18 protein-coding genes and 2 pseudogenes are annotated in these 21,438 nt (G+C 65.2%); 13 read left to right on the top strand and 7 right to left on the bottom strand.

The window, feature by feature from the left end:
- Window positions 1-74: 74 nt before the first annotated feature.
- Window positions 75-2,233, bottom strand: a pseudogene (locus ACIO52_RS03315) (MMPL family transporter).
- A gap of 127 nt (window positions 2,234-2,360) precedes the next feature.
- Between ACIO52_RS03315 and ACIO52_RS03310 the strand changes: the two are divergent.
- Both ACIO52_RS03310 and ACIO52_RS03305 read left to right on the top strand, forming a co-directional pair.
- The gene (locus ACIO52_RS03310; protein ID WP_357220738.1) at window positions 2,361-2,564 is read left to right on the top strand and encodes a DUF2892 domain-containing protein; all 204 of its coding nucleotides are present in this window, start codon (window positions 2,361-2,363) and stop codon (window positions 2,562-2,564) included.
- A 101-nt stretch (window positions 2,565-2,665) separates the two neighbouring features.
- The gene (locus ACIO52_RS03305) at window positions 2,666-3,286 is read left to right on the top strand and encodes a hypothetical protein (protein WP_062984906.1); all 621 of its coding nucleotides are present in this window, start codon (window positions 2,666-2,668) and stop codon (window positions 3,284-3,286) included.
- A 203-nt stretch (window positions 3,287-3,489) separates the two neighbouring features.
- Here the strand turns inward: ACIO52_RS03305 and ACIO52_RS03300 are convergent, their stop codons facing one another.
- Both ACIO52_RS03300 and ACIO52_RS03295 read right to left on the bottom strand, forming a co-directional pair.
- Complete coding sequence (locus tag ACIO52_RS03300) at window positions 3,490-4,539, bottom strand: cytochrome d ubiquinol oxidase subunit II (RefSeq protein ID WP_402641336.1); 1,050 nt, start codon at window positions 4,537-4,539, stop codon at window positions 3,490-3,492.
- A 3-nt stretch (window positions 4,540-4,542) separates the two neighbouring features.
- Complete coding sequence (locus tag ACIO52_RS03295) at window positions 4,543-5,964, bottom strand: cytochrome ubiquinol oxidase subunit I (RefSeq protein ID WP_402641334.1); 1,422 nt, start codon at window positions 5,962-5,964, stop codon at window positions 4,543-4,545.
- Window positions 5,965-6,275: 311 nt separating this feature from the next.
- On the opposite strand from ACIO52_RS03295, the gene ACIO52_RS03290 reads away from it, so the two are divergent.
- Window positions 6,276-6,719: a DUF3099 domain-containing protein gene (locus ACIO52_RS03290; protein WP_062984908.1), complete on the top strand. Its 444-nt coding sequence runs from the start codon at window positions 6,276-6,278 to the stop codon at window positions 6,717-6,719.
- 193 nt (window positions 6,720-6,912) lie between these two features.
- Here the strand turns inward: ACIO52_RS03290 and ACIO52_RS03285 are convergent, their stop codons facing one another.
- Together ACIO52_RS03285 and ACIO52_RS03280 are read right to left on the bottom strand one after the other, a co-directional pair.
- On the bottom strand, window positions 6,913-7,065 hold the full coding sequence (locus ACIO52_RS03285) for a hypothetical protein (protein WP_174562648.1): 153 nt from the start codon (window positions 7,063-7,065) through the stop codon (window positions 6,913-6,915).
- Window positions 7,066-7,539: 474 nt separating this feature from the next.
- Entirely contained in the window at window positions 7,540-7,956 is a 417-nt protein-coding gene (locus ACIO52_RS03280; protein WP_218721768.1) for a hypothetical protein, read from the bottom strand.
- Between the two features lie 726 nt (window positions 7,957-8,682).
- Here ACIO52_RS03280 and xerC point away from each other — a divergent pair.
- Window positions 8,683-9,876, top strand: a complete 1,194-nt coding sequence (gene xerC, locus ACIO52_RS03275; protein WP_402641330.1) for a tyrosine recombinase XerC — start codon at window positions 8,683-8,685, stop codon at window positions 9,874-9,876.
- A 431-nt stretch (window positions 9,877-10,307) separates the two neighbouring features.
- On the opposite strand, the gene ACIO52_RS03270 is transcribed toward xerC, so the two are convergent.
- Window positions 10,308-11,107 (bottom strand): IS5 family transposase gene (locus ACIO52_RS03270; protein ID WP_402641327.1). Its coding sequence is split into 2 segments (ribosomal slippage): window positions 10,308-10,762 and window positions 10,762-11,107, totalling 801 coding nucleotides; the frame shifts between segments, so codons are not numbered across the junction.
- Between the two features lie 79 nt (window positions 11,108-11,186).
- On the opposite strand from ACIO52_RS03270, the pseudogene ACIO52_RS03265 reads away from it, so the two are divergent.
- Window positions 11,187-11,375: pseudogene (locus tag ACIO52_RS03265) on the top strand (integrase core domain-containing protein); the annotation flags it as partial.
- Window positions 11,376-11,404: 29 nt separating this feature from the next.
- On the opposite strand, the gene ACIO52_RS03260 reads toward ACIO52_RS03265, so the two are convergent.
- Window positions 11,405-12,073, bottom strand: a complete 669-nt coding sequence (locus tag ACIO52_RS03260; RefSeq protein WP_402641324.1) for a response regulator — start codon at window positions 12,071-12,073, stop codon at window positions 11,405-11,407.
- Between the two features lie 88 nt (window positions 12,074-12,161).
- On the opposite strand from ACIO52_RS03260, the gene ACIO52_RS03255 reads away from it, so the two are divergent.
- From ACIO52_RS03255 to ACIO52_RS03220, 8 genes are all read left to right on the top strand, one after another.
- Window positions 12,162-13,496 carry a sensor histidine kinase gene (locus ACIO52_RS03255; protein WP_402641321.1) on the top strand — a complete coding sequence of 445 codons (1,335 nt, stop codon included), beginning with the start codon at window positions 12,162-12,164 and terminating at the stop codon, window positions 13,494-13,496.
- 125 nt (window positions 13,497-13,621) lie between these two features.
- The gene (locus tag ACIO52_RS03250; RefSeq protein ID WP_402641319.1) at window positions 13,622-14,728 is read left to right on the top strand and encodes an NDMA-dependent alcohol dehydrogenase; all 1,107 of its coding nucleotides are present in this window, start codon (window positions 13,622-13,624) and stop codon (window positions 14,726-14,728) included.
- Window positions 14,729-14,806: 78 nt separating this feature from the next.
- Window positions 14,807-15,790, top strand: a complete 984-nt coding sequence (locus ACIO52_RS03245) for a R2-like ligand-binding oxidase (RefSeq protein WP_402641316.1) — start codon at window positions 14,807-14,809, stop codon at window positions 15,788-15,790.
- Between the two features lie 74 nt (window positions 15,791-15,864).
- A complete protein-coding gene (locus tag ACIO52_RS03240) occupies window positions 15,865-16,890 on the top strand; it encodes an NAD(P)/FAD-dependent oxidoreductase (protein ID WP_402641313.1) in 1,026 nt (341 codons plus the stop codon).
- Window positions 16,891-16,949: 59 nt separating this feature from the next.
- Window positions 16,950-17,264 (top strand): ferredoxin, encoded by a 315-nt coding sequence (fdxA, locus tag ACIO52_RS03235; protein ID WP_402641310.1) that lies wholly within the window; start codon window positions 16,950-16,952, stop codon window positions 17,262-17,264.
- 289 nt (window positions 17,265-17,553) lie between these two features.
- Window positions 17,554-19,053 carry an aldehyde dehydrogenase family protein gene (locus ACIO52_RS03230; protein ID WP_402641307.1) on the top strand — a complete coding sequence of 500 codons (1,500 nt, stop codon included), beginning with the start codon at window positions 17,554-17,556 and terminating at the stop codon, window positions 19,051-19,053.
- Window positions 19,054-19,127: 74 nt separating this feature from the next.
- Window positions 19,128-19,535 (top strand): SCP2 sterol-binding domain-containing protein, encoded by a 408-nt coding sequence (locus tag ACIO52_RS03225; RefSeq protein WP_402641304.1) that lies wholly within the window; start codon window positions 19,128-19,130, stop codon window positions 19,533-19,535.
- Between the two features lie 25 nt (window positions 19,536-19,560).
- The gene (locus ACIO52_RS03220) at window positions 19,561-21,189 is read left to right on the top strand and encodes a long-chain fatty acid--CoA ligase (protein WP_402641301.1); all 1,629 of its coding nucleotides are present in this window, start codon (window positions 19,561-19,563) and stop codon (window positions 21,187-21,189) included.
- The last annotated feature ends 249 nt before the right edge of the window (window positions 21,190-21,438 follow it).

Here is a 21,438-nt window from a genome sequence, read left to right as displayed (position 1 = left end):
TTCCCTTCTCGGATCCTCCCCCCCTATACCCCATGGGGTATAGGGGGTTCCGAGGAAGTGGGTTGGCCGGTGGGTCAGTGGTGAGCGAAGCTGATGGTGGGCAGCACCCGGGTCAGCCACGCCGGGCTCCACCAGGCAGCGTGCCCGGTCAGGCGCAGAATCACCGGCAACAGCACCAACCGCACCAGCAGTGCGTCGAGCAGGACCGCGACACCCAGGATGATGCCCATCTCCTTCGGGGGCAGCGGGTCGGCCAGGGCGAAGGTGAAGAACACCGCCACCATCACCGCCGCGGCGGCGAAGATGACCCGCCCCGAATGCGCGAGCCCGTCCAGGAGCGCGGCGTGGGGGTCGCCGGTGCGCTCGTAGTGTTCCTTGGCGGTGGCCAGCAAGAACACCGTGTAGTCCATGGCGATGGCGAAGATCATCGCGAAGAAGAACACCGGCCCCCACCCGTCGAGGAACCCTTGCGGGGTGAAGCCGAGCAGCTCGGCGCCGTGCCCGTCCTGGAAGATCAGCTTGGCCACCCCGAACGCGGCCGCGGTCGAGAGCAGGCTGACCAGGGTTCCCAGGGCAGCGATGAGCGGGGCCTGCAACGCGATCAGCAACAACACGAACCCGAGCACCAAGATGATGACCACCACGATCGGCAGATAGTCGTCGAGGGCTTGTTGCAGGTCGAGGTTTTCCGCCGCCGCGCCACCGACCACCGCGTCGGCGGGCAGGTCGGCACGCAACCGGTCCAGGATTTCGGCCATCCGCGGTGCGGAGGGATCGACTGCGGGCATGGCCTGCATCATCACCAGATCGGCACCGTCGACGGCGAGCTGGGGCGGGGTGAGCATGACGATGCCGTCGCCGGCGCGCGCGATGGTCTCGGTGGCCGCCGCGTCGGCGGTCGAGGTGATGATCGACAGCATGCCCGGGGCGCCGGGGCCCATCTGCTCGGCGATCAGTTCATAGCCCTGGCGCACCGGCGCGTCGGTGGGCACGACCGCGATCGAGGGCATCGCGGTCTTGAGCCCGAACACCGGTGCGGCCAGCCCGATCAGGATGGCCAGTGCCACCGCGGCGAACGGCCACGGATGCTTGTGCAGGATCTGGGCCCAGCGCGCGAACACCGGCGAGCGGTGCTGCTGGCGGCGCGCGTACGGCAGCGCGGCGGCGTTGATCTTGGTGCCGAGCGCGCCGAGGACGGCGGGCAGCAGGGTCAGGGTCGCGGCGAGGACGAACACCACCGCGAGCATGATCCCGACCGCCATGGTCCGCACGGCGGGAGCGGGCACGATCAGCACCGCCGACAAGCTCACCAGCACCGTCAGCCCTGAGAGCAGGACGGCTTTGCCGGCAGTGTCCATGGTTTCGGTGACCGCGGCGCGGGGATCGCCGGTGCGGGCCAGCGCGTCGCGGAAGCGCGCGACCAGGAACAGCGCGTAGTCGATCCCCAGGGCCAGGGCGAACATCATGGCGAAGTTCATCGCCCACACCGAGATCGGAGTGATCTGATTCAGCAGCACCAACCCACCCGCGGAGGCCACCAAGCCCGCGAGGGTCAGCAGCAGCGGCAGCCCGGCCGCGACCAGCGAACCGAACGCCAGCACCATGATCGCCAACGTGACCGGCCACGACAACATCTCGGCCTGGATCATCGCGTCGTGGTTGGCGACATTGAATCGCTCCACAACGCCGACGCCCCGGTCGGATACACCTCGATCCCGTCTTTCGACAGCGCGGTCAACGCGGCTTTGTGCTCGTCGACGGCTTTGACCATGTCATCGGTGGAGGCATTGGCGCCCGCGATCACGATGCCGGTGTGTCCGTCAGGGCTGATCGTGAACCCCGGCTGCGGGGCGATCACCTGCCCGATCCGCTCGTCCCCGGCGAAGACCGCCGTGGCCTGCTCGACCACCCGTGCCATCGCCGGGCCACCGATCGTGGCGGTGTCGGAATGGATCACCACCTGCACCGCGGCCGAGGAATTACCGCCGAAATGCTGCTGAGCCAGCTCGCGGGCACGGACCGATTCCGAGCCGTTGGCTTGCCACCCTGCCCCGGCCAGGGAGGTGAACACACTCGGCGCGGCCGCGCCCAGTGCGATCAGCACCAGCAGCCATATCCCGATCACTGCCCGGGTGCGCCCGGCCATGAACGCGCCCCACCGGCCCAGCATTCCTGGCCCGGAGGTCGTGCGGGGTGGTTTCGCCGAGGCGGTATCGAGCTTCGTTTCGGTCATCCGACCCTCCTTTAATACCCCCTGGGGTATATTGATTTCGAGTTCGACAATACCCCAGGGGGTATAGTCGAGCGCAACCCCTGTTCCTGTGTCGAAGGAGTGCAGCGTTATGGGCATCGTCGAATTCATGCGAAGTACCGCCGGGCGCCTGGCCCGTATCGCCGCCGGAATCGTGGTGATCGCCGCGGGTTTGCTCCTGGTCGGCGGGACCGCCGGGATCGTGGTGGCGATCATCGGGCTGGTCCCCATCGCGGCGGGAGTGTTCAACTTCTGCTTGCTCGGTCCGGTGTTGGGAGTCGACCTGCAGGGTCGACCCCGCGGCAGCCACTGATCGGCCCAACTTTCGCACCGCATCGAAACCCTGCGCGGCGGCCCACGGCTCATGCCAAGGCGCCAGCCGCCGTTCCTACCATTTCCCTCAGGAGGCCGTCGATGGCCGAAATCGACCTGTATCTCGATCCCGTCTGCCCGTTCGCATGGGTGACCTCGCGGTGGCTGCTCGCCGCCACCGAATCCGGTCCGCACACTGTGCGGCTACAACAGATGAGCTTGGCGGTGCTCAATGAAGGCAGCGACGTCGACGCCGATCACAAGCCGATGATCCAGCGATCACGCCGCCTCGGCCGGGTCTTCGCCGCGGCGACCGACACCGCCGGAAGCGAGGCCTTCGCGCGACTGTATGAGACGCTGGGGACACGACTGCACGTTCGCGGCGACGAGATCGATCACGACGCGCTCACCGACGCACTCACCGAGGCCGGCCTGGATCCGGCATTGGCCCAGCGTACCGAGGACACCGCCCTCGACGCCGAACTCGCGAACACCCACCGAGCCAGTCAGGACGCGCTCGGCAGCGCCGGTGGCAGTCCGATCATCGTCATCGACGGACACGGCTTCCACGGCCCCGTCCTGACCGAATCCCCGACCGCGCAGCGCGGCCCGGGCCTGCTCGCCGCCTTGGTCACCGCCGCGACCACCCCGGGATTCGCTGCCCTGCATCGCCCCTATCAAGGCCCGCCCACAATTGATGCCACCACCGAGGAGGCCCGCTGATGTGCTCACCGGTGCGATGCCGCACCTGCGGTAAAACCACCTGGTCGGGCTGCGGCGCCCACATCGAGGCTGTCCGCGCCCGGGTGGGCCCCGATAACTGGTGTCCTGGACACCGGATGCCCGAAGCGAGTGTGCCTGGCAAAGTCATCGCGTCAGACGAGGATCGCCGCCCACGGCGCCCGAGTTGGTTTCGCATACCGCGATCAACGCGATGAGCCACTCGTGTGCTGTTGGTCCTGTGCGCCTGGCTCCTCTTCATGTCCCCAGGCCTCTGATTGGGTGAGCCAGAACAGGTAGCCGAGAGCGGGTAGCACAGTCACGGCCGCGATCGCGACCACTACGAGCAGCGCGACGAGTGTGGAACGTGCTCCCGCGGCGTCGGCGATCAGCATCTGGTCGACCAGCATCCACGGCGTCTGGGCCACCGCCCACCCGATGACGATCGCGGCCACGGCGATCAGCGCGGACACTCTCGCCCACCCGAATTTGCGGCGGTACACCAGAGCCAGTGTGAGTACCCCGGCTGCCGCGGAGAGCACGATCAAGGGCAGCGCCCGCCCGAGTAGTTCGTTACCGAGGGTCGGGGCGTCTCGCCGGATGGGTGCGATCGCGGCTATCGCGATCGCACCGGTCACGACACCGACCGCGAGGGTGCGTGGGCGTAGGTATTCCGCGAGCCGGAGATCGCCGGAGCGCGCGGCGTCCGCGGTGAGAAACACCCCCGCCAGAAACGCCGAGGTACCGACGGCCAGCGTGCCACCGAGCAAGGAGGTCGGGTTCAACCACGAGCTCACCCGATCGCCGTAACCTTGCGCGGGCACACGGCCCGAGGCGATCGCACCGACGACGGTGCCGAAGAAGAACGGGGCGATCAGCGAAGCCCCGGCGAAGAGTGCGCCGAACAGGCGTGCCTGAGTCATCGTCGCGGAGTACTTGCGGAACGCGAAGTTCGCCCCGCGCAGGACGATTCCCAGCAGGGCAAGGCTCATCGGAACGAACAGCGTCGTCATGATGGCCGCGAACGCCGTGGGATAGGCGGTCCACAGGAAGACCAGGATGTAGATGAGCCACACGTGGTTCGCTTCCCAGACAGGCCCGATGCTGTGGTCGATCAGCACCCGCAGGCGGCCGCCGCGGGCCGGCCCACCCGCGGTCAGGTCCCAGAAACCGGAGCCGAAGTCCGCGCCGGCGAACAGCGCGTACAGCACCACCCCGGTGAACATCGCGGTCGCGACGACATCCGACAGGTCCATCGGTCACCGCCCTCCGGGGTCGTGTTCCCGTTGCGCCTGGTCGACGGGCGAGTCGCCGGGACCGTAGGGAGCCGCGATCGATTCGGCACCTGCGCGCCAGCGCCGGGTCATCGAACGCAACACGACGACGGCACCGACCGTCATACCGAGGTAGACCAGCAGCACACCGGCATAGCTCCACCACAGCCCGGTACTCGTGCTCGCGGCGTCTTCGGTGCGCAGGACCTGCCACACGGTCCATGGTTGCCTGCCGACTTCCGTGGCGATCCAGCCGCATTCGAGCGCGAGCACCGCCAGCGGCCCCGCGACGACGGCGAAGCGCAGGAACCACCGGTTGCCCAGCAGGTCGTGGCGGCGCCACCGCATCAGCCAGAACACCACCACCCCGAGTGCCAGCAGGGTGCCGATGCCGACCATGGTCTGGAACGCCAGGTGGGTGATGTTGACCGGCGGGCGGTCGTGCACCGGGACCGAGTCCAGACCGGGCACCGGCGCGGTCAACGAATTGCGGGCGATGATCGAACCCAGACGTGGGATGTCGAGCGCCCAGCGGACCTCACCGTCCACCAGCACGCCACCCAGACGCAAGGGAGCCGGGCTTTCGGTGGTGGTGGCCAGTTCGAACGCGGCCAATTTCGCCGGCTGACTGTCGTGCACCCGCATTCCGAGAATGTGTCCGATGACCGGTTGCATCAGTGCGGCGACCGTCGCGAGGACGAAGGGAACCGTGAAGCCCAGCCGGTGGTGGGCATCATGGCGCCCCCGCAGCACTCCGGCGGCGTAGACGCCCGAGACGATGAAGCCGACCACCATGAACGCCCCGACCCACATGTGCGCGAATTGCAGCACGGCCCCGTCGTTGAACATCGCTCGCCACGGATCGACGTCGGTGACCTCACCGTCGACGATCCGGAAACCGGTCGGGTTGTTCATCCAGGCGTTGACGCTGACCACACAGAAGGTGCCGACCACGCCCGCCACCCCCATCGGGATGAGCATCGCGAGATGCCTGCGCGGCGGCATCCGCCCCCACCCGTACAGATAGATCCCGAGGAATATCGCCTCGATGAAGAACGACAGGCCCTCCAAGGCGAACGGCAGACCGAGCACATCGCCGTAGCGGCCCATGAGCCCCGGCCACAACAGCCCCATTTCGAAACTGAGCACCGTCCCGGAAACAGCACCGATCGCGAACAGGATCGCCGAGACCGTCGCCCACCTTTTGGCCAGCCCCAGCGCGACGGAATCCTCCCGGACCAGGCCACGCCGGTGCACGACATAGATCATGGCGGGAAAGGCGACACCGAAACAGGCCAGCACGATATGCCAGCCCAACGAGAACGCCATCTGCTGGCGAGCGGGCAACAAGCCCGGCGGTCCTTCCCCACTCGCCACCAGGAGCGAGACCACTGTGTTCGACACCATCACAGCCCCTTTCCGCCCCCTGTGACAAGTCAGTTCGCCACTCGGGACTGCACGATCCGATCGCCCCAACACGACCTGTTGCGAAATGCCCGCGCCTGCTCGCCTAAAACAGTTCCCGGGCCCCACCCGTCGACATCGGTGGCAATGCGTACCGGCATCTGCTTCGCCCGCCGTGATCGCGCAGGAGCAGCTCGGCCAGGCGCCGGTCACCGACATCGCATCCGGGCCGACGATACAGTCAGCAATGCGCTCACTGCGGATCCGACATTCGCGCGGTGATTCGGTCCGGCACAGGCGGGTAAGGCCTGCGCATGAAACGGTCTGCGCCGGGCTCTGCCGCCGACGGGGACGAGCGGCAGGCGGCGTTGATCACCGCCGTGGGCTTGTCCTACCCCGAACAGCATCGCCGTCGGGTCCGCAAGTACGTGGTCCTGATGGCGTGTCGGGTGCCGTCGTTGCTGTTGGCCACCGCCGTGTACGCCGCTGGTGGTCCCGGCTGGGTGGCCGCGGCGATCATGGGGGTGACACTGCCGTTGTCGTGGATGGCGGTGTTGATCGCCAACGACCGCCCACCCCGCGAGAAACGCCTTCCCTCGCTGCACCGGTTAACGCCAGTGACCTCATCGCCTTCGACGAACACATGGGAGATCTGGAGGTCGCCGTGGGTGAATGCCGGCGTTCACGGCCGAAGCGCGATCTCGGCTATCCGGCGGTTGTGTGCGACTACGTTGGTGGGGCCACCCCGCTCCTGGTAAGCGCTGCACATTTGCGGTTGAGCTCCGATGCGTGCGCGTCGAGGCTGCGGCCGGGCCATGGCGGTAGCGGCGCGTCGTGCAGCTTCCGTATGGTGGCGCCCGCTGCGGCCCACGCCGCTGGCGATGCGGTCGACGGCTCACCGAGGCGCCGAGTGCCAATCCTGGCAGAGCGGCGAGCGCGAGCACTGGTGGCTTACGCCACAGAACATCCGGAGTCGGGAACGGTGCCGGCCATCGCCTCGACCTTGGTGTCGGTGTTCGACTGTTCAGCGTCGATCTTCAGGAACACCCCGCCGACGTGCAGAGTCGCGCGCTCGTACTGGACGACGACCTCGACTTCTTTCACGTCGGAGATTATGGCTGGGGTGACCATCGACGTCGCCGGGATTATCGCTGGCCAGTGGCCCGTCGCTGGCTTAGCTGAGCGTTGTCTCAACGGATCTTCGCCCGGAACTCTGCTGGTCGCCGCTGTCACTGTTGCGTGCTGCCAACTGGTCGACAATCCCGCCCTGCCACACCCGGCGACGTCAGAATTCACCAATCGGATCGGTGAGATCCGACACTGAGCAACGCTTCAGCCGATGTCCGTTGCCAGTGAAAATAGGCTATTGCCAACCCACCTGAGCCATCGACGCAGCCTTGCCACTGAACCTGGACCATCGAGAGCCCGACCAGCCAGTTCGCCGTGGCCGATGGAGAGAGTTGGCTCACTTTGAATGGCAAATCGGGTCGGGGAGTCTGCCACTCAAAATGGGCCACCGCAGGTCAGCGAGGTTGGCGTGGCTCATCTTCACTGTCACCGGACAGTCGATGCGATCCCTCAGCACAGATGCTGGCTGAACTCGCCGATACCCACGACACGGAGATGATCCATCATCGGCATCTCCCGCAGCGGCATGCAGTTGGCTAAGAGCGCGAAAACTGACACCACCCGAGCGCGAACTCGAACACCACTTCGCGATCTTGGTCTGCCGATCGTCAGCGCGAATTTCGACACCACCCGAGCCAGAGGAAGGGCCGTTGCGTTGCGGGTCGTCGTGCCGCCGAATCGCCCTCGGCACGCGGAGGTCGCCCAGATCAGCAGCGATCGGCGGCTTGGCGCCGCCGGACGGCGAGCGCGCCGGACGAGCCGAGCTCGGGCGGCGGTGTTGAAATTCGCGCTGACGGACATCGAGCCGTCGGCAGGTGGTGTCGGGATTCGCGCTCGCGTGGTGTTCACTTTGGCGCTCAGAACCATGCAGTCTCATGACTTGCCTGTAATGGGGCCGGCGGTGGCTTCATCCCCGCTCGGGCGGGGAGCACTGTAGGCCGGACAGCTGCACCTCCCCCACCCTGGCTTCATTCCGCGCGCCCGGGGAGCACGCATACGCAAAGGTGCCGCAGCTCGATCGGGAGGCTTCATCCTCGCTCGCGAGGGGTGGCCGTCGACGCGCACACCGAACAGTTCGTAGGCGGGGTGACAAGTCTGGCAGTCGCCGTCGCCGAGATGGACTTACTCGACGACGCCGAATCAGGGCCCGGTGCGCTAGTTCAGGGCCAGGTAGACGGTCATGGCGCCTCTCGCGCGACATAGCAATCCTCCACACGGTCGACCGCCGCCGCCACCGTAATGGTCGCAGCAGCCGCTAGAGCTGCGCATTCAGAAAAGTCGCCTCCCCAGGACACAGGTCACGTGGACCGACGCCGCGTGCTCGACGCGCACTGCGCGAGGTCGAACCCCGAACTCCACCCGCAGACGACGCCGGCCTCCCCCAACTCACCGAACGGAAAGGGATTTCGTTGCCACACCACACCAAGACAGCCGCCACCCACAACAACCGACTCAATCGGTGTACCCATGACCCGCGGTAGACCACTCCGACCCCTCGGGGTTCCCGGCAAACCGATGCTCACCGAACTCACGCCCGGGCACTGGAAAGCCCGTGTACGGGTCCGTGACTCCTCCGGAAAACGACGCGAGCTCATGCGTGTGTCCCCGACCAAGCTCGACTCCCGCCACCGCCCGATCCCCGACCGCACCGGCCAACGAGCCCTCGACGCCGTCATGGCCGCCGCTGCCGTCATCACCGTCGGCCTCGGCGGCGAACTGTCCACATCGATGACCGTGCGCGACTTGTGGTTCCGCTACCGCGCGAGCCTCATCGCACAAGACCGCACCACGAACACCATCGCCCGCTACGACGAAGTCGCCAAAATGTTCACCACCGCCTTCGGTGACCGGCGCCTGTTCGAAGTCACCACCTCCGCGGTCGAAACCTTCCTCACCGAAGTCGGAAAAGCCAGGGGCCCTTCGAACATGCGCACCGGACGCATCGTGCTCTCGGGCATGTTCCGCTACGCCGTCCGCACCAGCCCCCTCGAAGTCAACCCCGTCCGCGAAGTCCAGATGCCGAAAAACATCGAAGCCAAGGGCCGCACCGGCGGCGCCGGCGACCTCACCACCGACGAACTGCGGTTCATCCTCTCCGCCGTCCGGACCTCCCAGATCCCGTGCCCGCGACAACTCGCCAAAGCCGAACGAGAACGCGGCACACCCGTCAAGGCCTACACCCCACCTACCGTCGCGGCCTACTGCGAGAGCGCCGACCTCGCCGACGTCATCACCCTCTACGCCGCCACCGGCCTACGCCGCTCCCAGATGCTCGCACTGTTGTGGACCGACATCGACCTCGACGCCGCGACCCTGCGCCCCACCGGAAAACTCGTCCGCGTCGCAGGCAAAGGACTGGTCCGGGTCACCAGGAAAGACGACCCGAAGAACCGGACCGGCACCATCGCAGTACCCGAGTTCGCGGTGGAAATGCTCAAACGCCGCAAAGCCGCGGTGGCGAACCGCCGACCGGCTTCTCCGCCGGACCCCGGAATCGAGGTCCTGGACCTGGTCTTCCCCTCAGCGGTGGGGACGTTGCGTGACCCGCAAAACGTCGGACACGGCTGGCAACGCGTGCGCGAAGCCCTCGGGTTCGCCGAGGACATCACCCCACACAGTTTCCGCCACGCCGTGGCCACCATCCTCGACGACGCCGGCCTGTCGGCCCGTGTCACCGCCGATGTCCTCGGCCACGTCGACCCCGCCATGACCCAACGCCACTACATGGCACGTGGACGCCCACACAAGGCCGCCGCCGATGTCCTCAACCGAGCGGTGACCGGATAGCGGATTCAGACCGCTCGCGAATCCGTTCGAAATACGCTGCCCAACTCGAACCCCGCCGGACACTCGTCATTTGAATTAGTGGTGACTTACTGGTGACCACATAACCCGCAAATCAGACCAAAAATATGGCCTGACCTGCGCATATGTGGAGCTAAGGGGAATCGAACCCCTGACCTTCTCGGAGCACGCGGCACAGACAACCGTGGCCCACTCTGGACAACTATCGACTACCTAATCAGCACGCCTACCTGGGGAAATGCGCTCCAATACGACAACTATCGACGACGCTGGACAACGCTCGGCAACGGCGCGTCCAGCCGAATTAGTGGTGACATAGTGGGATCCCCGCCCCCTGCCGCCGCGTTGGAGAGCCACTCGCCCTGCGGCGAGATGGGACTGCTGCACGATCCGGTGACAGCGGTTAAGAGCTCCTAACAGGTTCGATTGCTGAGTCGTCGCCAGCAGATCAGCGCAGCAGCGAGATCGAGAAGTCCCTGATGGATGTCGGTGCGGCGTTCCCAGCGGACGGCCAGGCGTCGGTATTGGTGCAGCAAGGCCAGGGTTTGCTCGACGATCCAGCGGCCGGCGGTCACTTTGTCGCGGGTGCCGCGGCGTGGGATGTAGCTGGTGATCCGCCTCCGTTCGAGTTCCTCGTAGACGCGGGGGTAGTCGTAGCCCTTAGCCGCGATCAGGGTTGTGATCTTCTCGCGTGGTCGGCCGGGGCGTCCGCGTAGCGGCCGTACTCGGTCGAGGAGTTCGGGTAGTACGAGGTGGTCGTTGACGTTGGCCGCTGACTGCACGATGGCGAGTGGGAAGCCGTTGCCGCAGGTCAGGATGTGGTGTTTGGCTCCGGTTTTGCGGCGGTCGACGGGGCTGGGACCGGTATCGGTGCCCCTTTTTTAGCCCGCACGTGCGAGCCGTCGGGAATGACGCGGTCGAAGTCGATCAAGCCCGCGCGGTGGCAGTGGGCGAGCATCGTGGTGTGCAGGGCCTCGAACACCCCGGCGGCCTGCCAGTCCCGGAGACGCCGCCAGCAGGTCATGCCGGACCCGAACCCCAGTTCCCGGGGCAGGTCTTCCCACCCGATGCCGGTGATCAGCACGAACAGAATCCCTTGCAGGACAAGCCGATCGTTCATCCGTGCTGGTCCCGGCGTTCCTGGTGCCTTGACCGGCAGTAGCGGTTCGATCACTGCCCACAGCTGGTCGTCCACGATCCACGGCGCTGCCACGACGAAACATCCTGCACTACAACAGGACTCGCCGCTAGCCGACAGATCCTGTTAGGAGCTCTTAACTACGCGGCATTGACTCTACAAGACCGAATTGATCAAACCGCGGGCTCCGTGGCGCACCGTTGATCACGTCGAGTCGGCCACTGCCGAATGGGTCGACTGGTTCAATCACCGCCGCCTCTACCGCAATTGCGGTGACATGCCGCCAGCGGAGCTCGAAACCGCCTATTACGCTCAACAACCCGCCGAGCTGTCACACCAATAAGTGTCCGGACTCACCGGGCGGATTCGCTGTCAATTCAGGCTCGGCAGCTGTTCTCCCAGCAATCCGTAGTGACCGGCCATGCCGGCGGCGACAATGCGGTTCGGAGCTCCCAACTTGTTCAGGAGCGAAGCGATCAAGCGCTTCGCGGTCCGCTCGGAGACCAGCATGCGTTCGGCGATCTCCACAGTCTCCAAACCGCGCGACAGCAGTACCCACAAGCGAATCTCGTCCGCTGCCAGGCGGCCGAAGACCTCTTCCGGTGGGTGCCGCACGGCATCGAGCAACGAGGTGAACAAGGTGGCCTCCACCACTCGGAGACCTGCCGCCACGGATAGCAAGGGCGCTACCAGCACATCAGGATCGGCTGACTTCGGCAGGAATCCGTCGGCGCCGGCCCGCAGCGCGTCTTCGGCCAACTGCAAGTCCGACGTCCCCGACAGTGCGACGACCTTGGTAGCTGGAAAGCGGGACTTGATCTGACGGATCGCGGGAATCCCGCCGATGGGGGGCATAGCAAGGTCGACCAACGCCAAGTCCGCACCGCACGAGGCGACGAGTGTGGCCGCCTCCTCCGCGTGCTTCGTCGTGCCACCGATCACGAACAGGTCGGCGGCTTTCGCCTTGAGCAGCAGAGCCAACCCCTGGCTGAACAGGTCATGGTCGTCGACGACCACCAAGACGAGTTTGTGGTCTTGCATGGCTCTCCTCACCAGAAGGTGGCAGAATCGCGAAATTGCTATATGAGGTCGCTCGCAGAGTGGTGGGCGACGTCGTGGAGGGACACCGATGCCGACTGTACCGTGGTGGCGTTCTGCGCGCTCGGCGACCATCGTCCAGGGCGGCACCTTCCGGGCAGAGGATATCCGGGTCGTGGAGCGGGTGCCCGCCAGCGTCCGGGTCTGTGTCGTATTGTCCGTCGGGCTGTTGCTGGTGTTCGGACCGGAGTCCGTGCGCGATCGGCTCCCATTCGCGTTGGCATGGCTGGCTGTCGCGAGCGCCTATACAGTGGCCGTCTTCTGGGATCCCTCGATCGAGTTGCGCAGCAGTCGGTCCGCCTCCGTCGTGACCGCTTTGGATTCGGTCCTGACGCTGGCGTTGATCGTCATCACCGGCGGGGCGAGCAGTGTCGCCGTATCGGTGCTTTTTCTTGTTATCGCGGCGGCGGCGATGCGCCTGTCCTTCGTGGCCACCGTCGTCTTGTCGATGACACTCGGTGGCACCTATTTCCTGATCACGGTGATGGTAGACGACGGACCCGCACCGATGCCTGAGCGTCTGCAAACCGGGGCGTGGTGGGCGGTGTACTTGGTTTTCACCGCTGCGATGACAGGTGGTTTCGCGTTGCTGACTGAGCGGGCGACACAAGCGCATGCCGCTTCTCGCGCACAGGCAGCCGCCGAGCGAGCGGCCGCGGACGAAGAACGAGATCTGCGTGACCGGCTCATGAAGTCATATGAGGCGCAGGAGACCGGATTGCTGGTCATCTTGCACGAGTTTCGGACACCCATCACGTCCCTCAAGGCGCTCGCCGACAACCTGGTCGAGCGATGCGGCCCGCCCACAGTCGCAGACGATGACAGTTGGGCCAGCCTGCGCCTGGTTGCGGCCCACGCCGAGCACCTCTCATCGATGATGCACGCGCTGGGCGACGTCGCGGCGAGCCGTCGGCCGACGTTCAGCACAGGGCGGCGAGCGGTTGTCGATATCGAGCAGTTCCTCCACGCGGCGGGAAACGCGGGCGGCCTGGCGGACTCCCTACTGCACATCCGCGTCATACCGCAGGGCGGACAGGCTCGGTTTGACGCGCAATTGTTGCGACGCGTCGTCACCAACCTTGTGGAGAACGCCGGACGGTACAGCCGCGGCACACCCGTGGAGGTCGTCGCCCGTCTGCGAGAGAGGCAGCTTCAGGTCATGGTCCTGGACCGGGGACCGGGGCTGGCGTCCGAGCTCGCGCCGGTCGTCATCGAACAGTTGGTCTCAGGCGGCGAGCAGGGCGGAACCGCAGGGCTCGGCCTGTGGATCGCCGATCAGATAGTTCGGTCGCTCGACGGCAGGATCCGGTTCCGGCCGCGTTCGGGTGGTGGCCTGGTGGTGTGCCTCGAAGTTCCGGTCGACTGAGCACCTCCTCGCTGTCGGTCCGATTTGGCACGCGCGGGCCATCACTGGCTCGCATGGCTGGTGTGCGCTCCTCCGAAAATTGTGACGATCGTAACGAGTCGTTTACACATAAGGAGAGGGCGTCGATGAAGACGAAAGCCGCGGTCCTGTGGGGACAGCATCAAAAGTGGCAGGTCGAAGAGGTCGAACTCGATCCTCCGAAGGCTGGCGAGGTCTTGGTCAAGCTTGCCGCCAGTGGGCTGTGTCACTCGGACGAGCACCTCGTAACCGGGGACTTGCCCTTCCCTTACCCGCTGGTTGGTGGTCACGAAGGTGCCGGTGTGGTAGAAGCTGTCGGCTTCGGTGTAACGGAAGTCGCCGAAGGTGACCACGTCGTCATGACCTTCCTGCCGGCTTGCGGCAGGTGCTCGTACTGTGCAAGGGGTCTGGGCAACCTGTGCGATGCCGGTGCCGCCGTGATGCTCGGCCCGCAGTTGGACAACACCTACCGATTCCACGCCCGCGGTGAGGATATCGGTCAAATGTGCTTGCTCGGCACCTTCTCGGAATACACCGTTGTGCCGGCGGCCTCGGTTGTGAGGATCGACGATGGCATTCCGCTGGACAAGGCCGCGCTCGTCGGCTGCGGGGTGACGACCGGATTCGGCAGCGCGGTGCGCACCGGCGACGTGCGCGCCGGTGACGCGGTGGTCGTCGTTGGCGCCGGAGGGATCGGTGCCAACGCGATTCAGGGTGCACGGATCGCCGGTGCCCGGCTCATCCTCGCGGTCGACCCTGTCGAGTTCAAGCGTGCCAAGGCCCTCGAGTTCGGGGCTACGCACACGGCCGCCTCGATGGACGAGGCGTGGAACATCATTAGCGAGCTGACCCGAGGCCAGTTGGCCGACGTATGCGTCCTGACCACAGACGTCGCCGAAGGGTCGTACATCACGCCGGCCCTGTCGCTGGTCGGGAAGCGCGGCAGGGTCGTGGTCACGGCTATCGGCCACCCCGAGGAAACGTCGATCACCACCAGCCTCATCGAGTTGACGTTGTACGAAAAGCAACTCCGTGGTTCCTTGTTCGGTTCGTCCAATGGCCAGTACGACGTGCCGCGCCTGCTCGAGCTCTACACGAGCGGCCTGTTGAAGCTCGATGAGCTCATCACTACCGAATACACCCTGGATGAGATCAACCAGGGTTACGAGGACATGCGCAGCGGTAGGAACATCCGCGGCCTCATTCGCTATTAGTCCCGCTTGGCCACCTGGCAGCGGTTTCACCCTATGCCGCCACCGGCGGCATGAATCCAATCATGTGAGGAAAGTGTTATGGCTATCGAACGCACCATCGAGCACGGCAAACGCACGGGCTTCGGCAGTCTGAGTCAGGGGGGGCTCCGCATGGAGTCGTTTCCGATGCGCTTGTTCCGCAAGGGGAACAAGAAGTTCTGGAACCCCGAGGACATCGACTTCTCGCAGGACGCCAAGGACTTCGCCGCGATGAGTCCCGATGAGAGGCGGCTCGCCACCATCCTCGCCTGCCAATTCATGGCGGGAGAGGAATCTGTAGCACAGGATCTGCAGCCCTTCATGACAGCGGTGGCCGCCGAAGGTCGGCTTGCCGACGAAACGTACCTGACACAGTTCATCTTCGAAGAGGCCAAGCATATGCAGGCGTTCAGGCTGTGGTTCGATGCGGTCGGACTCGGCACAGACCTGCACGAGTTCGTCGACTACAGCGAGCCGTACCGGAAGATCTTCATCGAAGAGCTGCCGAAGTCGCTGTACGCGCTGGAGCAGGACCCGTCGGCGGCGGCACAGGTCCGGGCCTCGGTGACCTACAACCACGTCGTCGAGGGATGCCTCGCCCTCACCGGCTACTTCGCTTGGGCGAAGGTGTGCAAGAGCCGCGGCATCCTGCCCGGCATGCAGCAGTTGATCAAGTACATCGGCGACGACGAACGCCGTCATATGGCGTGGGGCACCTTCACCTGTCGGCGCCACGTCGCCGCCGATGACCACAACTGGGAGGTCATCGAGGAACGGATGCAGGATCTGCTCCAGCCCGCGATCCAACTGATCGTACGGCTGTTCGACGTCTTCGAGGACAACACACCCTTCGGAATCGACATCGACGAGATGACCGAGTACGGGCTGGACAAGATCAACCGTCGGCTCGAATCCATCGAAAGCGCTCGGGGCCGCCCGGTCGAGGAGATCGACGAGGACTACTCCCCGATGCAACTCGAGGACAAGTTCGCCGAGGAGGACGAAGCCGTGGTCGCGAAGTCGCTGACAGCCCTCAGCTCCTGATCCGTCGATCGCGCTAACCGATAACCAGGTCGCTGGACAACCTAGTCGACCCACAACTCAAGGAAGTCACTGGCATGCTAATGGACACCTCCGCGCAAGCCGCGAATGTGAGCGTCGATCTCCTCTTCATCGGCGCCGGGCCGGTGGGACTGTTCGGTGCCTACTACGCAGGGTTTCGGGGCCTGAGCATGGCGCTGGTCGACGCCCTTCCTGAGGTCGGTGGCCAGGTCCAAGCGATCTACCCCGAGAAGAAAATCTACGATATCGCCGGCATACCAGCGGTGCCAGGACAGGACCTCATTGACAATCTTGTCCATCAGGCCGCACCGTTCTCCCCGCAGTACCTGCTCTCACAGCGGGTACTGCTGCTAGAGCGTCGTAGTCACGGTGGGTGGCGTGCCACGACATCAGCCGAGGTGGTGATCGACGCTCGCGCAGTCGTGATCACCTCCGGCGTCGGGGCCGTCACCCCGCGGCCTCTCCCGGCTGGCGACGACTTTCTCGACCGCGGCTTGTGCTATTTCGTGCCGCGGCTGGACGTGCTCGACGGCAAGGACGTCGTAGTCGTCGGGGGCGGGGACTCGGCGGTGGATTGGGCACTGGCAGCACTGCCTCGCGCCCAGTCGACGACGCTGGTGCATCGCCGGCGGCAGTTCCGCGCGCATGCGCATTCTGTCCAGCTGCTCCAGCAGTCCGCCTGCAACGTGGTCGTCAATGCCAATGTGACAGAACTGCGCGGCCATGACCGGGTGGAGAGCGTCGGGGTCCAGATAGCCGACGAAACCGAGCTCCGCGAGATCAAAGCGCAGGTCGTCATCGCCGCACTTGGGTTCCTGATGGACCTCGGTCCGATCAAGGACTGGGGACTGGAACTCGAGGGCCGCGCGATACGGGTGGACAGCAAGATGCGGACGAACCTGCCCGAGGTGTTCGCGGCTGGCGATGCCGCGACCTTCGACGGCAAGGTCAAGCTGATCGCCGTCGGCTTCGGTGAAGTGGCGACCGCGGTGAACAACGCGGCTGTCGCGCTCGACCCAGAGGCGGAGCTCGCACCAGGGCACTCAAGCGATCTGATGCTTCCCGCACAAATCGGCGCCTGAGACACACCGCCGTTCATCGAACGAACCAGAAGTCGGACGAACCAGAAGAGGAATAAGCGATGGCTTTCGTCATTGGAGATCCATGTGTCGACGTAAAAGACATGACCTGTATCGAGGAATGCCCGGTCGACTGCATCTATGAGGGTGAGCGCATGCTCTACATTCATCCCTCCGAGTGCATCGACTGCGCGGCGTGTGAGCCGGTCTGCCCGGTCGGGGCCATTAAACCGGCTCAACACGTCGACGATCGCTGGCGCCCATTCCAGGAATCAGCGAAATCGGCGTTCGAACAACTCGGCAGTCCGGGCGGATCCACCAAGGTCGAGCCCCCGATCGAGGATACGGAGTACGTGAAGAACTTCGAAAAGGACTAGCCGTTTCGGACGTAATGCCGCAGGTCGGCATCTTCTCCGCCCCGACGAGACGAAATCTCGCGTAGATATCCAACTCGAGCGAAGGCGGGGGCGCGGCCTGCATTCCAATTCTCCGGCGGTCTGTCCACGCCGGACACCGCACGAGTTCATTCAGTGGAAGTGCAGCGTCGAGCACGCTGCGCCACCGTACCTAGCGGCCGAAAAGTGTCCGGCTCCGCTGCGGTGGATCGAGACCGAGATGGGAACAGCAATTGTTTCACGAAGAATCAACTCAGAAGGATGTTCGCTGATGACGACGTTACCAGCTGAGATTCCGGCGGAGGTGCGTCCCTTCCTGGCGCGCGCGGCCACAAGCATCGTCGTTGGCGCCGAGCAGGTGGGGGCGGCGAGCGGGGGCGAGATCCCGACCACAGACCCCGCTACAGGGGCGTTGCTGGCGAACATCGCGGCCGGGGCCAAGGCGGACGTAGACCGTGCCGTCGAGGTAGCGAACAAGGCGTTTGACAGTTGGCGTCGGCTCAGCCCCGCCGCACGCGGTCGGGTACTGCTGGACATCGCCGACGCGATCGAGAGGTACGCCGAAGAGCTGGCCATCCTCGAGACGCTGGACAATGGTAAACCGCTCACCGAGTCGACCTATCTCGACGTCAGTCTTTCCGCGCAGATCTGGCGGTACTTCGGCGGCTGGACCACAAAGCTCTGCGGGGAGACGCTACCGGTGTCGCCAGCAGTGGGAGAGGCCTTGGTCTATACCCAGCGCGAGCCGCTGGGCGTGGTCGGCGCGATCGTGCCATGGAATTTCCCCCTTATGATCGCCTCATGGAAGGTGGCGCCCGCATTGGCGGCGGGGAACACTGCGGTGCTCAAGCCTTCCGAGTTCACGTCGTTGAGCGCGGTGCGGCTGGTCGAAGTCGCGCTCGAGGCGGGGCTGCCGCCGGGCGTGCTGAACGTGGTCACGGGGCTGGGCCCGGAGGCCGGCCAGGCTCTGATCGATCATCCCGGTATTGCGAAGATCTCGTTCACGGGGTCGACCGAGACCGGGCGGCGGATCGTGACCGCCAGTGCCGGGAGCTTGAAGAAGCTCACGCTCGAGCTGGGCGGGAAGTCCGCGAATATTGTCTTCCCGGACGCCGACATCGACGCGGCAGTGCAGGGCGCTCTCAGCGCCATCTTCCTTAACCAGGGACAGGTGTGCTGTGCCGGCTCGCGGTTGTTCGTACACCGTGACATCCACGACGAGGTCGTCGCGGCCCTCGCGGCGGAGGCCAAGGGAGTCCAGCTGGGTCACGGCTTGAATGAGGAGACCCAGATGGGCCCGTTGATCTCGGCGCGCCAGCTGGACCGGGTGGAAGGCTTCGTCGGCGCCGGTGTCCGCGACGGCGCGTCACTGGTCTGCGGCGGGCAGCGCCCAGAAGGCGCGCTGGTCGATGGGTACTTTCTGGAACCGACGATCTTCACCGACGTGCGAGACGAGATGTCCATCGCCGTCGACGAGATCTTCGGTCCGGTGCTCTCGGTCCTCACATTCGAAGACGAGGACGAAGTGGTGCGTCGCGCCAACTCCAGCGCCTACGGCCTCGCGGCCGGTGTGTGGACCGCCGATTTGAAGCGAGCGCACCGCGTCGCCCGCGAGCTCGAGGCGGGCACGGTCTGGGTGAATCTCTACAACATGATCGACCCGGCGGCTCCTTTCGGGGGCTACAAGTCCTCAGGCTACGGACGTGACCTCGGCGAGGAGTCGTTGCTCGGGTACACGCAGACGAAGTCGGTATGGATCGGAATGGACTGAGCAACACCAGCCGTCCGGATCGCAGAATTTCCAATTTCACAGTTATCGGCAATAAACTCAGTGAGGAGTACATAATGGGTACGTTCAAAGATGATTCCGAGGTGTACAAGTACATCGGTGGCGTCTTCGTAGACGGTCTGGCCGACCCGGAAGTGGGCGCGAAACTGAAGAGTTCCGGTGTCGTTCTCCAGATCACTTACACCGATCCCGACGCGGTCCTGACGGTCGATTTCCCCGCCGGTGTTGTCCAAACAGGTGAGAGCAACCTCACCCCGCAGGTCGAGTTGTTCATGACGGCGGACACCGGAAATCAGTTCTGGCTGGGCAAGGTCAATCTCTCCATCGCCATGGCCAAAGGGCAGGTCCGTGCGAAGGGCCCGGTTTCGAAGATCCTGAAGCTGGTACCAGCGGCGAAATCGCTCTTCCCCACCTACGTGTCATTGCTCGAGCGCGACGGCCGTGACGACTTGCTGAAGGCGTGAGCGGCGGAGTGACGGAGGTCTGACAATGCGCAGCACCATGCAGGGGACGCCGCTCGCGGTCGGGTCGATTCTGCGACACGCAGTGAACGTCCACGGCCAACGTGAGGTGATTACGGCGACGGGCGGCGGGTTTCGCCGGGCGACCTACCAGCAGGTGGGTGAGCGGTGCGGACGGCTCGCCAATGCGTTGCGGCGGCTCGGAGTCACCGGCGATGACCGCGTGGCCACGTTTCAGTGGAACAACCAGGAGCATTTGGAGGCATACGCCACGGTCCCTGCCATGGGCGCGGTACTGCACACACTGAACATCCGGTTGTCCGCCGAACAGATCCGCTTTGTGGCTGGGCATGCCGAGGACAAGGTCATCATTGTCGATTCGTCGCTCGTGCCGCTGCTGGCCCCGGTGCTCCCCACGCTCGAGACGGTCGCGGTCGTGTTGGTCACCGGTGACGGTGACCTCGCGCCCCTTGAAAGCCGAGGTAAGGCGGTGCTCCGCTATGAAGACGTTCTCGGTGCGGAGTCACCCGAGTTCGGATGGCCTTCGACGGACGAGGACGCGGCTGCGGCGATGTGCTACACGAGTGGCACGACGGGCGACCCGAAGGGTGTGATGTACAGCCACCGTTCGCTGTATCTGCACTCGATGGCCGCGTGCACGGGCAACGGACTGGGCATCGCCGAGCACGATCGGATCTTGCCGATTGTCCCGATGTTCCACGCCAACGCGTGGGGTCTGCCCTACGCGGCCCTGATGGCCGGGGCGGAACTGCTCATGCCGGACCGGTTCTTGCAGGCGGCTCCGCTCGCCGCGATGATCACCACGGAGCGGCCCACCGTGGCCGGCGCGGTCCCGACGATCTGGAACGACGTCCTGCTGCACACGGAGAAAGAGGACGGACTGGACTTCTCGTCGTTGCGGCTGGTGGCCTGCGGAGGTTCCGCCGTGCCCCGGTCGCTCATGGAGGCTTTCGAACAACGACTCGGCGTAACCATTGTGCAAGCGTGGGGCATGACCGAGACCTCCCCACTCGCGGCGGTGGCTCGCCCGACGGTCGACGCCGATCCGGTCGATGCCTGGCGGATGCGGGCAACGCAGGGACGGCCGGTGTGCGGTGTCGAGATGCGGATCGTCGGCGAGGACGGAACGCCGCAGCCGCGGGATGGACAGACTGTCGGAGAACTGGAAGTGCGGGGGCCATGGGTGACAGGGTCGTACTACCGGGTCGACGACGACAGCCGCTTCCGCGACGGATGGCTGCGCACAGGGGATGTCGGCCACATCAGTTCCGATGGCTTCCTGACGCTGACCGACCGGATGAAGGACGTCATCAAATCCGGTGGCGAGTGGATCTCATCAGTCGAACTGGAATCGGTCCTGGCGGGTCACCCGGATGTCTTCGAAGCGGCGGTCATCGCCGCACCGGACGATCGCTGGCAGGAACGTCCGCTGGCGGCTGTCGTCCTTCGCGAGGGGGCGAAAGTCTCGCCCGACGAACTCCGATCCTGGTTGTCGGACAAGCTACCACGGTGGTGGCTGCCCGAGCGGTGGACGTTCATCGAACAGATACCCCGCACCAGCGTGGGGAAGTTCGATAAGAAGGTGCTGCGTGGGAGCTACGCGGACGGCCGGTTGAAGGTGGAGACTCTCGAATGACCGTCTAGTCGCCACGCCAGCAGGAGCCGAGGCGAGCCAACAGCGCGCGTGCTGTCATCAAGAAGACACCGCAGTCAAAGCCGTGCGGGCATCAGCCCGGTTGCCCGCACGGCAGGCGGCCCGTTCATTCGTGTGCTGCGTGGCCGCACTGCCGTGTGGCAGCACTGCCGTATTCGGAACTCACGTGTCCACAGCGAGATCGAGAGACAAGGCTTCCCGGATAGTCGAGGTCGCCTAGAAATCCGAGGT

Source organism: Nocardia sp. NPDC087230 (assembly GCF_044744725.1).
In the GTDB taxonomy this organism is placed as follows: Bacteria; Actinomycetota; Actinomycetes; order Mycobacteriales; family Mycobacteriaceae; genus Nocardia; species Nocardia canadensis.
Note: the sequence above shows the minus strand (reverse complement) of the source record. Positions and strands in the feature narration are given on the sequence as shown.